At 74.4% G+C, this 17,606-nt stretch carries 6 protein-coding genes; all 6 read left to right on the plus strand.

From position 1 onward, the window contains the following. Positions 1–123: 123 nt before the first annotated feature. The 6 genes from ACFV9J_RS19175 to ACFV9J_RS19200 are packed head-to-tail and all read left to right on the plus strand — an operon-like array spanning position 124 to position 17,605. A complete protein-coding gene (locus ACFV9J_RS19175) occupies positions 124–6,903 on the plus strand; it encodes an amino acid adenylation domain-containing protein (protein ID WP_385355810.1) in 6,780 nt (2,259 codons plus the stop codon). Further along, the gene (locus ACFV9J_RS19180) at positions 6,900–12,428 is read left to right on the plus strand and encodes an amino acid adenylation domain-containing protein (RefSeq protein ID WP_385355811.1); all 5,529 of its coding nucleotides are present in this window, start codon (positions 6,900–6,902) and stop codon (positions 12,426–12,428) included. Before ACFV9J_RS19175 ends, ACFV9J_RS19180 begins: the two co-directional genes overlap by 4 nt. Further along, entirely contained in the window at positions 12,425–13,576 is a 1,152-nt protein-coding gene (locus ACFV9J_RS19185; RefSeq protein ID WP_385355812.1) for a saccharopine dehydrogenase NADP-binding domain-containing protein, read from the plus strand. The genes ACFV9J_RS19180 and ACFV9J_RS19185 overlap by 4 nt, the downstream gene beginning before the upstream one ends. Continuing rightward, positions 13,573–15,531, plus strand: a complete 1,959-nt coding sequence (locus ACFV9J_RS19190; protein WP_385355813.1) for a Gfo/Idh/MocA family oxidoreductase — start codon at positions 13,573–13,575, stop codon at positions 15,529–15,531. Before ACFV9J_RS19185 ends, ACFV9J_RS19190 begins: the two co-directional genes overlap by 4 nt. A gap of 8 nt (positions 15,532–15,539) precedes the next feature. Continuing rightward, a complete protein-coding gene (locus tag ACFV9J_RS19195) occupies positions 15,540–16,775 on the plus strand; it encodes a cytochrome P450 (protein ID WP_385355814.1) in 1,236 nt (411 codons plus the stop codon). Then, positions 16,772–17,605, plus strand: a complete 834-nt coding sequence (locus tag ACFV9J_RS19200) for a thioesterase II family protein (protein ID WP_385355815.1) — start codon at positions 16,772–16,774, stop codon at positions 17,603–17,605. Before ACFV9J_RS19195 ends, ACFV9J_RS19200 begins: the two co-directional genes overlap by 4 nt. Position 17,606 lies beyond the last annotated feature (1 nt).

Genomic DNA, 17,606 nt, shown 5'->3' on the forward strand with positions numbered 1-17,606 from the left:
GCGCCTCCCATTCTTTGCCGGGCCTCCGGCTCTGGCGCCGAGCCCCGTCGTGTGATTACGATGTGAACTATAGAAATGATAATCATTTCTATCTAGGCATCGTCCGACCGGAAGGCAGCACCAGTGAGCGATGAAGCAGTCGTCCAGGCGCGGACAGCGGAAGGAGACGTCGGCAGCCGCGACCGCCACGCCGCCGCCGCGGTGCGGGAGGCCGTGGCAGGCGCGCTGGAGATCGCACCGGAGGAGTTGGACGACGACCGTGACCTCTTCGAACTCGGCCTCGACTCACTGGCCTTGATGTCCCTGGTCGGTACCTGGCGGCGCGAGGGCAGCACGGTCACCTTCCAGGACCTCACGAGCAGGCCGACCCTGCGGGACTGGACGACCCTGCTCGCGCACGCCGCGCACGCCGCGCAGGACGACACGGCCGCCACCGCCCCGCCCGGGCCGCTCGCGCCGGTGACCGGAGCGGAGCCGGACACCGACTCCTTCCCGCTGGCCACGATGCAGCACGCCTACTGGATCGGACGCCAGGACGGACAGCCCCTCGGCGGCGTGGCCGCGCACTTCTACGTCGAACTGGACGGACACGGCGTCGACCCGGCCCGGCTGGACACCGCCGTGCGGTCGCTCGTGCTGCGGCACGGCATGCTCAGGGCCGTCTTCGACGAGGACGGCCGTCAGCGCTTCGGTGCCGCCGGGGCACCGCTCACCGTCCACGACCTGCGAGAACTCGCCCCCGTCGAGGCCGAGTCCGAGCTGGAACGGCTGCGCGAGCGCAACACCCACTCCCGCCCGGACATCGGCGCCGGTGACGTCTTCCGTACGGCCCTGTGCCTGCTCCCCGACGGCAGGACCCGCCTCCAGATCGACCTGGACATGATGGCGGGTGACGCGCTGAGCCTGCGGGTCCTCCTGTCCGACCTGCGCCGCTTCTACGAGTGTCCCGACGAACCGCCGCGCGAACTGGGGCTCGACTACCGGCGCTACCTCGCGGAGCACGACGCCCGGCGACGGACCGAGCGTGAGCGGGACGCCGCCTGGTGGCGCGAGCGCCTGCCGGACCTGCCGCGGGCTCCGCGCCTGCCGACGACCGTCGACCCCCTGACCCCGGTCAGCGCGGACGACGGCACGCTGACCCACTCCCGCCGCCTGCACCACTGGCTCGGCCCCGCCGACAAGGCCGCCCTCCTCGGCGCCGCCCGTCGGCACGCCGTCACCCCCGCCGCCGCCCTCGCCACCGCCTTCGCCGAAGTGATCGCCGCCTGGAGCGACAGCCGGCGCTTCCTCCTCAACCTGCCGCTGTTCGACCGGGAGATGTTCGCACCCGAAGTCGCCGCACTCGTCGGCGACTTCAGCAGCTCGGTCCTGCTCGACGCGGACCTGAGCGCGCCCCTTCCCTTCTCCCGGCAGGCCCGCGGCCTCCAGGAGCGGCTGCAGGCGGGAATCTCCCACGGCGCGTACGGCGGTGTCGAGGTACTGCGCGACCTCGCCCGCGCCGAGGGATCCCCGGTACTGGCCCCCGTCGTGTACACGAGCGCGATCGGACTGGGGGAGATCTTCGAGCAGGACGTCCAGAAGTCCTTCGGCCACCCCTCCTGGATCATCTCGCAGGGCCCGCAGGTGTATCTGGACGCCCAGGTCACCGAACTCGACGGCGGTCTCCTTCTCAACTGGGACGTGCGGGACGGGGTGTTCGAGACCGACGTGCCCGACGCCGCGTTCGACGCCTACCGCAGACTCGTCACCCGCCTGGTGACCGACCCCCGCACCTGGGACCGGCCCGTGGACGGCCTGCTCGCCCCCGACGTCCTGCCCCGGCGCGCGGTGGCGGCCCTGCCCGCCACGCCCGTCGCGGACCGCGCCCTGCACACCCGCTTCTTCCGGCTCGCCGAGACCGAGCCGGGCCGCACCGCGGTGGTCCGCACGACCGGCGACACCCTGACCTACGGCGAACTCGCCCACGCCGCACGGCGGATCGCCACACTGCTGCACGACCACGGCGTGCGGGAGGGCGACACCGTCGCCGTCACCCTGCCCAAGGGCGAGGACCAGATCACCGCGGTCCTCGGCGTGCTGGCCGCGGGCGCGGCCTACGCCCCCGTCGGCGTGGAACAGCCCGCCGTGCGCCGGCAACGCATCCACGCGGTGGCCGGCGCCTGCGCCGTACTCACCGACCGGGACCACGCCCACCTGTGCGAGGACGTCTCCCCGGCGCCGGTGGTGCTCGTGGCGGACGCCTCGGGGCTCCGTCCCGCGCCGGTGGTCAGGACGGACCCCGGACTGGCCGCCTACGTGCTGTTCACGTCCGGCTCGACGGGACGGCCCAAGGCCGTCGAGGTGTCGCACCGGGCGGTCGTCAACACCGTCGAGGCGATGGAGGCGCAGTTCGGGCTCGGCCCGGCGGACCGCACGCTCGCCATCTCCGCGCTGGACTTCGACCTCGCCACCTGGGACGTCTTCACCCCGCTCTCCCTCGGCGGTCAGGTGGTGGCCGTAGGACAGGAACACCGCCGCGACGCCCACCACTGGGCGGGGCTGGTGCGCACGCACGGGGTGACGCTGGTCCAGTGCGTGCCCGCCCTGCTGGACCTGCTGATGGCCGCGGGGGAGGACGAAGGCCTCGGGGACTCGCTGCGCATGGTGCTGCTCGGCGGCGACTGGATCGGGCTCGACCAGCCCCGCAGACTCCGCGCGCTCGTCCCCGGCTGCCGCTTCGTGGCGCTCGGCGGCATGACCGAGGCCGCCGTCCACTCCACGGTGTTCGAGGTGGCGGAGACCGACCCCGCCTGGAAGTCCGTCCCCTACGGCGTTCCGCTGCGCAACATGCGGGCCCGGGTCGTGGACGGACGCGGCCGCGACTGCCCCGATCACGTCCCGGGCGAGCTGTGGATCGGCGGCCCCGGCGTGGCCAACGGCTACCGCGCGGACCCCGAACGCACGGCGGAACGCTTCGTCGACCACGACGGCGAACGCTGGTACCGCAGCGGCGACCTGGCCCGCTACCGGCCCGACGGCGTGCTGGAGTTCCTGGGCCGCGCCGACCACCAGGTGAAGATCGGCGGCCACCGCATCGAACTGGGCGAGGTCGAATCCGCGCTGGAGGGCGACCCCGCCGTCCTGCACGCGGTCGCGACCGTCCTCGAAACCCCCGCACGCCACCTCGCCGCGACCGCCCTCGACACCCCCGCACGCCACCTCGCCGCGGCCGTCTCCGCCCCCGCCGGAGCACCGGACCCGGACGAGATCCGCGAGCGCGCGGCGGAACGCCTCCCCGCCCACATGGTCCCCGAGCGCGTCCTCGTCCTGCGCGACCTGCCGCTGACCGCCAACGGCAAGCTCGACCGGACGGCCGTCCGGCAGGCGCTGACCGAGGCCGAGGCCGAGGCCGCCGGCCGGCCCGGACCCGTCACGTCGGCGCCGGCCGGCCCGGTGGAGACCGCCGTCGCGGCCGAATGGGCCGACCTGCTCGGTGTGGCCGAGGTGGGACGCGAGAGCGGCTTCTTCCTGCTGGGCGGCGACTCACTCGTCGCGACGCGCATGATCGGCCGGTTGCGTGCCGCGGGCTTCCCGGGCGCCCGCGTGGCCGACCTGTTCGCCCGCCCCGTACTCCGGCACTTCTGCGAGACGCTGCACCCCGCGACGACCACCGACGAGGAGCCCGCCGCGGGCACCTCTCCCGTCCTCGTGCCCGATCCCGACCACGCGCACCAGCCGTTCCCGCTGACCGACGTCCAGGCCGCCTACCACACCGGCCGCGACCCCCGATTCACCCTCGGCGGCGTAGGCACCTGGCACTACACGGAGTTCGACGGCACCGACGTCGACCTGGACCGGCTGGAGCGCGCCTGGAACACCCTGGTGCGACGGCACGGCATGCTCCGCGCGGTCGTCGAGGACGGACAGCAGCGTGTCCTGCCCGACGTGGCGCCGGTGCGCATACCCGTGCACGACGCCCGAGCCGGTGGCGCGGCCGAGGCCCTGGCCGGCCTGCGCGCCCGCCTGTCCCAGCAGGTCCGCGACCCCGCCCGCTGGCCGCTGTTCGCCATCGAGGCGGTGCGCCGCCCCGCGGACGAAGACACCGACGACAAGGGCGGCGGGACACGGACCCGGATCGGCATCGGCCTGGACTATCTCGTGCTCGACGCGCTCTCCATCACCACGCTCTACGCCGAACTGAACGCGCTCTACGCCGACCCGGAACACCAACTTCCCCCCGTCGACGTGTCGTTCCGCGACTACCTGACCCGCCTCCCGGCCGACCCCGAGACGACCGCGCGGGCCCGCGCCCACTGGCAGGCCCGCCTGCCGGAACTGCCCCCGCCGCCCGCCCTGCCCTTCGACCGGGACCCGGCGACGATCGACACACCCGTCTTCACCCGGCGCCGGCTGAGCCTGCCCGCCGGGGACTGGGCGGCCGTCAAGCGGGACGCCGCCCGGCACGGCCTGACCCCGTCCACCGTCCTGCTCGCCCTGTACGCGGAGGTCCTCGCGGCCTGGAGCGGGACCGACGCCGTGACCGTCACGCTCACCCTCTTCAACCGGCGTGACGTCCACCCCCACATCCACCGGGTACTGGGCGACTTCACCTCCCTGTCCCTCGCCGGCTACCGGCGCGAGGGCGCCCACTGGTCCGCGGCGGCCGCCGGGCTGCAACGCCGCCAGGCCGAGGACCTCGACCACGCCGACGTACCCGTCGACTGGCTGCTGCGGGAGTTCGGCCGGCGCACGGGCACGGTGGACGCCGCCGCACCCGTGGTGTTCACCAGCGCCATCGGCGTCGGGGACGCGACGCTGGCCGGACCCGGCACCGGACTCCCCCCGAAGGTCTGGGGCATCTCCCAGTCCCCGCAGGTCTGCCTGGACAACCAGGTCACCGAGGAGTCCGGAAACCTCGTCGTCACCTGGGACGCCGTCGAGGAACCGTTCGCCGAGGGCGTGCTGGACGCCATGTTCTCCGCGTACGAACGGCTGCTGCGGCACCTCGTGGACGGTGACTGGGAGGCTCCGCTCCCCGACCCGGTGCCCGCCTCCCAGTACGAACGGCGGGAGGCCGCGGCACGGGAGGCCGCCCTGGAGCCGGTGACGCCGCGCCCGCTGCACCAGATGTTCTTCGCCCACGCGGCGGCCACTCCCGACCGCACCGCCCTCGTCACGACGGCGGGGGAGGAGGTGACCTACGCAACCCTCGCCGGACGGGCGCTGCGCACCGCCGCCGCGCTCGGCGACGCGGGGGTGCGGCCGGGCGACCTGGTCGCGGTCACCCTGCCCAAGGGCCCGGAACAGGTCGCGGCGGTCCTCGGCACCCTCGCGGCGGGTGCCGCCTATGTCCCCCTGAGCCTCGAACAGCCCGCCGCACGGCTGGAGCGGGTGCGTGCCACGGCCGGTTTCGACGTCGTCCTGGGCGGCTGGCCCGCCACGGACGGCACCGGCCCCCGCACCCTGTCCCCGGCCGGCACGCAGGGCGGCGAGCCGCTGTCCACGCCGGTCGGAACGGCCCCCGACGCGCTCGCCTACGTGATCTTCACGTCGGGCTCCACCGGCGAGCCCAAGGGCGTCGAGATCACCCACGCCGCCGCCTGGAACACCATCGCGGACATCAACGCCCGCCACGGCATCCGGGGCGACGACCGCGTCTTCGCCCTGTCGGCACTGGACTTCGACCTGTCCGTGTACGACGTCTTCGGCCTGCTCGCCGCGGGCGGCTCCCTCCTGCTGCCCACCGAGGACCAACGCCGTGAACCGGCCCGCTGGCCGGACCTGCTGCACCGGTACGGCGTGACCGTGTGGAACACCGTCCCCGCCCTGCTCGACCTGCTGCTCGACGCCGACGGACAGGCGGGGCGGGAGGACCGCCGGATCGCGGGGCTGCGGACCGCCCTGGTCTCCGGCGACTGGATCGGTCTCGACCTGCCCGCCCGGCTGCGAGCCCGAACCGGGCGGCCCTGCGCCTTCGTCGCCATGGGCGGAGCCACGGAAGCCGCCATCTGGTCCAACACCCTCACCGTCACGGAACCCGACCCCCGGTGGGTGTCCATCCCCTACGGACGCCCCCTGACCGGCCAGCACTACCGGGTCGTCGACCGGGACGGCCGCAACTGCCCCGACTGGGCGCCCGGCGAACTGTGGATCGGCGGCGCGGGACTGGCCCGCGGCTACCTGGCCGACCCGGCCCGCACCGCCGAGAAGTTCGTCGAACGGGACGGACGGCGCTGGTACCGGACAGGCGACCTGGGCCGCTTCCGGGACGACGGACTGCTGGAGTTCCTCGGCCGGCTCGACGGCCAGCTGAAGATCGCCGGCCACCGCATCGAGGCCGGCGAGGTCGAGGCCGCGCTGGAGGCCCACCCGGCCGTCGCGCGCGCCGCCGCCCTGGCCGTGGGGGAGCGCACCGCCAGACGCCTGGTGGCGTTCGCCGTACCGCACGAGCCACCGCCCGCCGCCGCCACCGAGCCGGTCGAGGACCCCGAACTCACCGAGGACCTCCTCGGCCTGCTGGCCGAGCGGGTACCGGTCTACGCCGTCCCGTCCCGCATCCTGTTCCTGCCCGCCCTGCCCCTCACCGCGAACGGCAAGGTCGACCGCGCCGCCCTGACCGGCCTCGCGGGACCCGAGGCGGTCTCCGCAGTCGCCGAGCAGCCACGGGGCGAGAACGAGACGGCCCTCGCCGCCCTCTGGCACGCATGCCTGCCGCACGGGTCGCCGGACCGCAACGCCAACTTCTTCACCGCCGGCGGCGACAGCCTCACCGCGCTGCGCCTGCTCACGGCGATCGAGCGCCGCTTCGGGGCCGCCGTGCCCGCCCGCCGCTTCTTCGCCGCACCGACCATCGCCGCGCTCGCCGCGGACATCACCCGAACGCTCGCGGCCCACGGGACCGCCTACGAGACCGGAGAGCTGTGAACATCGCTGAACTGCTGGCCCGATACGCGGACGAAGGCGTGACGCTGTGGGCCCAGGACGGACAACTGCGGTTCCGGGCCCCGCAGGGCCGGCTCACCGACACGCACCGAGCCGAACTGCGCACGCACAAGGAAGCCGTCCTGCGCCACCTGGAGGCGGCGGAACCGGCGCTGCGGGCCGACCCCGGCCACCGCCACGACCCCTTCCCCCTGACCGACATCCAGGCCGCCTACCTCATCGGCCGCACCGACGCCTACGCCTACGGGGGCGTCGGCTGCCACGCCTACGTGGAGCTGGCATACCCCGACCTCGACGTCGACCGCGTCACCTCCGTGTGGCGGCAACTGGTCCAGCGGCACGACATGCTCCGGGCCGTCATCCACCAGGACGGCCACCAGCGGGTCCTGCCCGAGGTGCCCGCGCTGTCCGTCGGGGCCGACGACCTGACCGCGCTGCCCGACGCCACCGCCGAGGCACGGATGCGGCACACCCGAGCGCGGCTGTCCGCCCGCGAGGCGCCCACCGACCAGTGGCCCCTCTTCGACGTGCACGTGACCCGGACCGGCCGGCGGGCCGTACTGCACCTCTCCTTCGACATGCTCGTCGTCGACCACGCCAGCCTGCGGATCCTGCTCGCCGAGTTCCGGCGGAGCTACGGCGGCACCGCCCTCGCCGACGCGCCGCGGATCACCTTCCGCGACTACGTCCTGGCCCGCCGCGCCCTTGCCGACACCGACGGCCACGCCCGCGACCGCGCCTACTGGACCGAACGGCTCGACACCCTGCCGCCCGCCCCCGAACTGCCCCTCGCCGAAGCCTGGCAGGCCGCGGTGGGCGACCCGGGTCAAGCGGGCCGCGGCCCGGCGTCCGGCGGCGACGCGGTGGCGTTCCGCCGATTGGAGGTGCTGCTGCCCGCGGCCGACCGGGACCGGCTCACCGAACGTGCCGCACGGCGCGGGCTGACCGTGTCGACGGCCCTGCTCGCCGCGTACGCCGAGACGGTCGGCGCCTGGTCGCGCTCCAGCCGGTTCACGCTCAACGTGCCCACCGTCGACCGGCCCGCCCTGCACGAGGACATCGACCGCCTCGTCGGCGACTTCACCTCGCTCGAACTCCTCGCCGTCGAACTCGACACCCCGGCCACCTTCGCCGAACGGACCGGGGCCGTCGGCGAACAGCTCCTCGAAGACCTGGCCCACCCGCTGTTCACCGGCTCGGAGGTGCTCGCCGAACTCTCCCGCAGGGCCGGCGGTCCGGTCCTCATGCCGGTCGTCTTCACCAGCGCCCTGGGCGCGGGCGCCACGTCCGAGGGCGTGCCCCCCGAGGTGGAGTACGCCGCGACCCGGACACCGCAGGTATGGCTCGACTGCCAGGTCATGCACCGCGGCGACACCCTCAGCCTGTCCTGGGACATCCGCGAGGGCGCGCTCGCCCACGGGAGCGCCGACGCCATGTTCGAGGCGTACACGGCGCTCGTGCGGTCGCTCTCGGCCGAAGGCGAGGCAGGCGAGCAGGCCTGGGACGCCCCCGTCCGCATCCCGCTGCCCGCGGCGCAGGCGGCGCGCCGGGACGCGGTCAACGCGACCGAGGGCCCCCTCCCGGACGCCCTGCTCCACGAACCCGTACTCGCCCGGGCACGGACCACACCGGACGCGATCGCGGTCCGCACCCCCGAACTGGCCCTCTCCTACCGGCAGCTCGCCGCCCGCGCCACGGGACTCGCCCAGCAGCTGACGGCCTGCGGACTGCGCCCCGGGGAACCGGTGGCCATCTGGATGGACAAGGGCTGGGAACAGGTCGTCGCCGTCTTCGGCATCCTCATGGCGGGCGGCGCCTACCTGCCCGTCGACACGGCCCAGCCGGCGGCCCGCCGGGACACGATCCTCGCGGACGCGGGCGCCCGCACCGTCCTCACCCAGTCCTGGCTCGCCGAACTCGAGGACCTCCCGGCGACGGTGTCGCCCGTCGCCGTGGACCTCGTCGGGGAGGCCACCGCGGACCGCCCGCCCGCCGACCGCCGGGATCCGGACGACCTCGCCTACGTCATCTACACCTCGGGCTCCACCGGCACACCCAAGGGCGTGATGATCAGCCACCGGGCCGCCCTCAACACCGTCGAGGACATCAACCGCCGCTTCGCCGTCGACGAGCGCGACCGCGTCCTCGGCATCGCCGGACTCGGCTTCGACCTGTCCGTCTACGACCTGTTCGGACCGCTCGCCGTGGGCGCCACCCTCGTCCTGCCCCGGTCCGACCGGCGCGGCGACCCCTCCCACTGGGCCGAACTCGTCCGCGACTTCGGCGTCACGGTGTGGAACTCCGTGCCCGGCCAGCTCCACATGCTGTGCGACTGGCTCCGCTCCGAGCCCCCCACCGACGACGGCTCACTGCGCCTCGCGCTCATATCGGGCGACTGGATACCGGTCTCGCTGCCCGACCAGGCCCGTGCACTCCTGCCCGGACTGGAGATCGTCTCCCTCGGCGGAGCCACCGAGGGCTCCATCTGGTCCATCGCCCACCCGATCGGCGAGGTCGACACCGCCCGCCCCAGCATCCCGTACGGCACGCCCCTGACCAACCAGACGTTCGCCGTGCTCGACCGGCACCTGCGGCCGCGGCCCGAATGGGTCCCGGGCGAGCTGTACATCGGCGGTGCGGGCGTCGCCCTCGGCTACCTCGGCGACGGCGAGCGCACGGCACAGCGGTTCCTCACCGACTCCGCCACCGGTCAGCGGCTCTACCGCACGGGCGACCTCGGCCGCTACCTGCCCGACGGGACCATCGAGTTCCTGGGCCGGGAGGACGCCCAGATCAAGATCCGCGGCTACCGGGTCGAGCTCGCCGAGGTGGAGGCCGCCGTACAGGCCCACCCCGCGGTCGCGGCGGGCGCGGTCGTCGTGGACGACTCGGCGGCGGGCGGGCGGCGCCTGGCCGCGTTCGTCGAGACGGCACGCAAGGACGGCGGGCCCGCCGTGGCGAGCCGCGAACAGGCGCGCACGGCAGCCGCCGAGGCGGTACGCGAAGCGGCCGCGGCCGTCGACGCCGCACGGATCACCGGCTTCCTCGCCGCCCTCGACGACGTGGCCGTCGCCGAGATGACCCGGGTCCTCGCCGCCTCCGGCGTGTTCGACTCGGCCGCGGCACGCACGGCGGAGGAGGTGGGCACGGCACTGCGCGCCACACCACGCCACCGGCACATCGTGCGCCGCTGGCTGCGCGCCCTCGCCGCCCGGGACCGGCTCACCCACCGGGACGCCGACGCGACCTACACCGGCCTGCGCCCCGTCCCCGCGCCCGAGGCCGAGCGCCGGTGGCGGCGGGCCGCCGACCTGGAGCACGAGATCGGGTGGAGCACCGAACTGCTCACCGTCATGCGCACCTGCGCCGAGCGGCTGCCCGAGCTGGTCTGCGGCGACGTCGGCATCCGGGACCTGCTCTTCCCGGGCGCGGCGACGGAGGCCGCGGACGCCGCCTACCGGGACAACCTCGCCATCCGGCACCTCAACCGCGCCGTGGTCGCCGCGCTGCGCGAGATCGCCGCGGGCCACACCGGCGAGGAGCGGCTGCGCGTGCTGGAGGTCGGCGGCGGCGTCGGCGGCACCACCGGCGAACTGGTGCCCGTCCTCGCCGAGTACGGCGTCGACTACCTGTTCACCGATCCCTCGGCGTTCTTCCTGAACGAGGCCCGCGAGCGCTTCGCGGACCACGCCTGGGTCCACTACCAGCGCTTCGACGTCGACGAGGACCCGCGCGCCCAGCACCTGCTGCCCAACACCTTCGACGTCGTGGTCTGCGCCAACACGCTGCACGCCGCCGCCGACGCGGACGCCGCCGTGGGCAGGCTGCGGGAACTGCTCGTACCGGGCGGACAGCTCGTGTTCGTGGAGAACACCCGCGACGAGAACCTCCCGCTGCTGGTCTCCATGGAGTTCCTGGAGGTCGCCGGCCGGACCTGGACCGACGTGCGCGAGCACACCGGGCAGTCCTTGCTCAGCCACACCCAGTGGCGGGCCCTCCTCGACGGGCACGACGCGTCCGGGGTCACCTCGCTGCCCGACGCCGGGGACGCCCTGGCCCGCACCGGGCAGGAGGTGTTCATCGCCACGATGAAGGACGACCGGCACCACGTGCCGGTGGGGGAACTGGCCCGAACAGCGGCCACCCGGCTCCCGGAGTACATGCTCCCCGCGGTGTGGCAGGTCGTCGACACCCTGCCCCGCACGGCGAACGGCAAGACCGACCGCGCGCGCCTGCGGTCCTGGCTGCCCCGGGAGAGCGCACCGGTCGTCGTGGACGAGCAGCCGAAGGACGAGCTGGAGAACAGCCTGGCCGACCTGTGGACGGAACTCCTCGCGGTCGAACGCGTCACCCGCAACGACGACTTCTTCGACCTGGGCGGCGACTCGCTCCTGGTGGCCCGGATGGTGGGCCGGCTGCGAGAACGCGTACCGCAGACGGCGGACCTGGAGTGGGAGGTCGTCCTGCGCCACCTGCTGCGCCGCCCCACGGTCGCGGGTCTCGCCGGGTTCCTGCGCGGCCTGGCCGGTCCCGAGGACGCGCCCGCGTCCGGTGCCGTACGCACGGACCCGGTGATCCACCTGCACGGCTCCCGCTCCGAGGACGAGCCGACGACCGTGCTGGTGCACGCCGGAACCGCCACGATCATGCCGTACCGGGCGCTGATCACCGAGATCAGGCGCCGCTCGCCGGGCCTCGCCGAGGTCGTCGGGGTGGAGGTCCCGGACCTGAGCGGATTCCTCGCCGCACCGCCGGACGGACTCATCGAGCGGATGGCGGCCGACTACGCGCGGGCGCTGACGGCGGACGGCCGCCACCGCTTCCACGTCGTCGGCTACTGCCTGGGCGGCCTGATCGCCACCGAAGTGGCCCGCAACCTGGCCGAGTCGGGCGCGGAGGTGGAGAGCCTCACCGTCATCAGCAGCCACAGCCCCCGCTTCCGCCTGGACGACGAACTCCTCGCCGAGTACTCCTTCGCCGTCATGATGGGCATCGACCCGGCCGACCTCGGGTTCCCCGACGACCAGTACCGGGTGGCCGCCGCGGCCGACGCCGTCCTGGCCGCCAGTCCCGGCGTCCTGCCGGACGGCGGACTCGCCGCACCGGCCGAGGAGTTCGAGGACGTCGCGAGCTGCTTCCGGCGACTCGCCGACGTTCCACGCGCCACGCGTATCGCCCGGATGTGCGAGGCGGTGCCCGCGTCGGCCGGCACCTACGAACCCGACCACATGACACGGCTCTTCCTCGCCTTCCGCCAGAGCGTCTTCGCCATCACCCGCTACCGGGCGGAGCCCTACGCGGGTGACATCACCTTCCTGCGCCACGACGGCGCCTACCCCTTCCCCGGCAGCAAGGACGCCGTCACCGCCTACTGGGAGGAACTGGCCCTGGGGGACCTGGACATCGTCGACATCGGCGGAGACCACTACAGCTGCCTGTCCGTCGAACACGCCCCCGGGATCCTCAAGACCCTCGGCGAGCTGACCCAGGGGGCGATCACCCGATGACCAAGCCCGTGATCGGAGTCCTGGGCGCCTCCGGGGCGGTGGGCCGCGCCGCCGTACGCGAGTTGCGCGCGCTCGGCCACACCGGGCTCCGCCTGGGCGGCCGGACCGTCGCCACCCTGCGCGCGGTCGCCGAGGAGGAACCCGCGGGCCACGACGAGACCGTGTGGGCGGACGCCGACGCACCGGACGGCCTGCGTGCCTTCACCGAGGGCTGCGACATCGTCCTCAACTGCGTCGGGCCCACCTACCGGCTGCGCGCCACGGTGGCCTCCGCCGCACTCGCCGCCGCGGCGCACTGCGTCGACGTGGCCGGGGACGACCCGGCCGCCGAAGACCTCCTGAAGGCCGGTGATCCGGCCCGCGACGGCCGCACGGTCGTCCTGTCCGCCGGAGCCCTGCCCGGCCTGTCCAGCCTCCTGCCCCGCTGGCTGGCCGGGCAGGGCCTGGACGGCGCGTCCGCGCTCACCGCGTACTGCGGCGGTCTGGAGACCTGCTCGCCGACGGTGGCGCACGACCTCATGCTCTCCCTCACCTCCGGAGGCGCGGACGGCGCGGCCTACGGCGAGGCCCTCGCCGCCGTCCGCGGCGGCCGGCGCGTCCCGCGCGCCCTGCGCACGGCCGAGGACACCGAACACCGGTCCTTCCCCGGCCGGGTGGCCCTTCAGCCCTACCTCAGCCAGGAGAGCGAACGCCTTGCCACCGTCCTCGGCCTCGACCGGCTCGACTGGTACAACGTCCACCCCGGCCCCGCCGTACGCACGCTGCTCAACCAGCTGCCGGGCCGCCTCGCCGCCGGGGGCGACCCGGCGGAGCCGGCCGGCCGGCTGATCCTCGCCGCCGACCTGGACCTGGCCGGACGCAAGCCCTGGTACGTCATGGACTTCGAGCTGTCCGGCACCGCGTCCGGGCGGCCGGCCACCGCGGGGCTGACCCTGCGCGCGGCCAGCAGCTACCGGCTCACCGCGGCGGTGGGCGCGCTCGCGGTGGACGCGGTGCTGCGGGCCGGGGTACCGGCGGGCGTGCACTTCGCCCGCGACGTACTCGACCCCGACGCCGTGGTGCGGCACCTGCGGGAGGGGAACGTCGCCGACCTCCGGCTCACCGGAGCGGCGGCCGGCGCCGACCGGGTGGAAGAGGGCGTGCTGTGAACACCTCGACGCCCTTCGGGGTGCTGGTCTGCGGCACCAACTTCGGCCGCTTCTACGCCGAGGCGGCCCACCGGCGCCCCGGATACGCGCCGGCCGGCATCCTGAGCCGGGGCTCGGCCGCCTCGCGGGCCTGCGCGGAGCGACTCGGCGTCCCCCACTACACGGACGTCGACGACCTCCCGGCCGGCATCGACGCCGCGTGCGTGGCGGTGAGCTCCGCCATCTCGGGCGGGCAGGGCACCGAGCTGGCCCGGGCGCTCATGGACCGGGGCATCCACGTCCTCCAGGAACACCCCGTCCACCTCACCGAGTTGACCGACAACCTCACCCACGCACGCCGCCGGGGAGTGCAGTACCGCCTCAACACCCACTACCCGCACGTCGCCCCGGTCCGCGACTTCGTCGAGGCCGCCCGCCGGCTCGTCGCACAACAGCGACCGCTCTTCGTGGACGCCGCCACCCCGGTCCACCTGATGCACCCCCTGATCGACATCCTCGGACGGGCGATGGGCACCCTGCGGCCCTGGCGCTTCGCGGACCCGGCGCCACTGCCCGCCGACATCGGCCCGCAGCCGTTCCGCTCCCTGCACGGCATGCTGGCGGGTGTACCCCTCACCCTGCGCGTGCACCACCAACTCGACCCGTCCGACCGGGACAACCACGCCCTGCACTGGCACCGGATCTCGATCGGAACGGAAGGCGGAGTCCTCACCCTGGCCGACACCCACGGCCCCGTGCTGTGGAGTCCGAGGCTGCACGTCGGACGTGACGCCGACCGGCGCTTCGTCCTCGACGGACCCGGCACCGGCCGCCTGGGCCTGGGCACCACGGCCGTCGTGGGGACCACGGGCACCTTCCGCACCGTCTTCTCCGACCTGTGGCCGGAAGCGGTCGGCCATGCTCTCGACGGGCTCCGCGCGGCCGTCGAGCAGGGCGGCGACGCCCTGCGCACGGGGCAGTACGACCTGGCCGTGTGCCGCATCTGGACCGACCTCGCCGCACGGCTCGGGCCGCCCGACATCGTCCGTCCGGCCACCCCGCGGCCCCTCGCGGTCAGCGACGTCTTCCCCGCCCCGGACCCGGCTCGTACCGACCCGGCTCGTACCGACGTGCACCGCATCGACCCGGAAGACGGGGCCGGCCCACACCGCGCCCAGGTCCCTTCGAGTGCCTCGCCCTACACCCCGTCGGCCGAGTTCTTCGACCTCGTCGCCGCCGGGCACACCGCGACCGCGAGCGCACCCGCCGTCGCCGAGCTCCTGGCCGACGCCGACCTGAGCGGCGGCCCGGTGGTCGACATCGGCGCCGGTACCGGCCTGGTGACCGAGGCCGTCGCCCGGGCCCGGCCGGACGCCGAGATCCTCGCCTGCGAACCGGCGGTCGGCATGCGCGCGGTGCTCACCAGCCGGGTCTTCAGCGACCCGGACCTGCGCGCCCGCGTCACCGTCACCGCGGACGCCGCTCCCGACCTGGAGCTCCCGGACCGGGTGAGCGCCGTCCTGCTGTGCGGTGTCCTCGGCCACCTCGACGCCGCCGGACGGGCCAGGCTCTGGCGACGGCTGAACCGGCGGCTGGCACCCGGCGGACTGGTGGTCGTCGAACTCATGCAGTTCGAGGAGCCGTTGACCCTCCCCGAGACCAGGCTCGCCACCGCGACCGCCGGGCGGCACCGCTACGAGTGGTCGTTCGGCGGAGCGCCGGACGAGACCGAGGACGGCGTGATGCGCCTGCACTCCACCTGGCGCGTCTACCGCGACGACGCCACCGAGGCGGCGCGCGAGGTGCACGACTCCTACCGGTGGGCGCCCTTCGGGCTGAAGGACGTGGCGGCCGAGTCCGGGATGACCGCCCGCGCCCTGCCCACCCGCCCCGGAGCACCCCCGCTGGCCGTACTCACCCGGGCACCGGACACCCCGAACACCCCTGTCCCTGTTTCCACCCCCACCCACGGCTGAGGACCACGATGACACCCCCCGAATCCCCGACGGCCGCCCACACCCCCGGCGCCACCCCGCCCCGCGACTTCCCGATGCGGCGCGGCTGCCCCTTCGCCGCGCCCGCGGAGTACGCCGCGCTGCGCACCGACGACCCGGTCGCCCGCGTCACCCTGCCGACCCGGCGGGAGGCCTGGGTGGTGACCCGCTACGACGACGTACGGGAACTGCTCTCCGACCCGCGCGTCAGCGCCGACATCCGCCACCCGGGCTTCCCCGCCCTCGGAGAGGGCGAGCAGGAGGCCGGGGCCAGGTTCCGACCCTTCATCCGCACCGACGCCCCCGAGCACACCCGCTACCGGCGCATGCTCCTGCCCGCGTTCACCGTGCGCCGGGTCCGCGCGATGCGGCCCGCCGTACAGGCACGGGTGGACGAGATCCTGGACGGCATGCTGGCCGCCGGCGGTCCGGTGGACCTGGTGAGCGGGTACGCCAACGCCGTCTCCACGTCGGTGATCTGCGAACTGCTCGGCATCCCGCGGCACGACCTGGAGTTCTTCCGGGACGTCACGAGGATCTCCGGCTCCCGCAACAGCACCGCCGAGCAGGTCTCCGAGGCCCTCGGCGGTCTGTTCGGCCTGCTCGCCGGGCTGGTCGCCGAGCGCCGGGAGGAACCCCGCGACGACCTGATCTCGAAGCTCGTCACCGACCACCTCGTCCCCGGGCACGTGACGACGGAGCAGCTGCTGTCCACCCTCGGCATCACCGTCAACGCCGGCCGCGAGACCACCACCAGCATGATCGCCCTGAGCACCCTGCTCCTCCTGGACCGGCCGGAGCTGTGGGCGGAACTGCGCAAGGACCCCTCCTTGATGCCCGCGGCCGTCGACGAACTCCTGCGCGTCCTGTCCGTCGCCGACTCCATTCCGCTGCGCGTCGCCGCCGCCGACATCGAGCTGTCCGGCCGCACCGTCCCCGCCGACGACGGCGTCATCGCGCTCCTCGCCGGCGCCAACCACGACCCCGAGCAGTTCGACGACCCCGAGCGGGTCGACTTCCGCCGCACGGACAACCACCACGTGGCCTTCGGCTACGGAGTGCACCAGTGCGTCGGCCAGCACCTGGCGCGGCTGGAGCTGGAGGTCGCCCTGGAGACACTCGTCCGCCGCGTCCCCACACTGCGCCTCGCGGGGGAGCGGGACCGGGTCGTCGTCAAGCACGACTCGGCCACCTTCGGCCTCGAAGAACTGATGGTGACCTGGTGACCGCCGCCTCCCCGTCGAACTCCGCCGCCCGCGCCGGGCGTGCCGACAGCCCGTGGATCAGACGGTGGAACGAGGGTTCCGCCTCCCGGCTCACGCTGATCTGCCTGCCGCACGCCGGCGGCAGCGCGGGCTTCTACCGGCCCTGGGCGGCACTGATGCCCCCGGAGGTCGAACTCGTCGCCGTCCAGTACCCGGGCCGCGAGGACCGCTTCGACGACCCGGAGAGCGCCGGCATGGGCGAGCTGGTGACCGCGGTGGCGGACGCCGTACTGCCGCTGCTCGACCGGCCCTACGCCCTCTTCGGACACAGCATGGGCTCCGCCGTGGCCTGGGAACTGGCCCACGAACTGGACCGCCGCCAAGCCCCCGGCCCGCGCCGGCTCTTCGCCTCCGGCCGGGCCGCCCCCGGCACGGCGGTGACCGGGCAACTGCACCGCCAGGACGACGACGTGCTGTGCGCGGAACTGGCCCGGCTCGGCGGCACCAGCCGTGAGGTCCTCGACGACCCGGAGCTGCGCTCCCTCGTCCTCACCGCCGTCCGCCACGACTACCGGATCATCGAGACCCACCGGCCCGGGGCGCGGCCGCCGCTGTCCTGCCCGATCCACGTGCTGACCGGCGACGCGGACCCGGAACTCGGCGAGCGGCGCAGCCGGGCGGGGGCCGGCGGCTGGGCGGACCTCACCAACGCCCGCACCGAGGTCCGGGTCTTCCCCGGCGACCACTTCTACCTCACCCCGCGACGCCGCGAGGTGGTCACCACCGTGCTGCGCAGGATGGACCCCTCGCTGACCACGGACGCCCGGCGCACCTGGCCGAGCACCCCGTGAG

Origin of the sequence: Streptomyces sp. NPDC059906, assembly GCF_042730645.1 — a bacterium.
GTDB classification, from domain to species: domain Bacteria; phylum Actinomycetota; class Actinomycetes; order Streptomycetales; family Streptomycetaceae; genus Streptomyces; species Streptomyces rubrogriseus.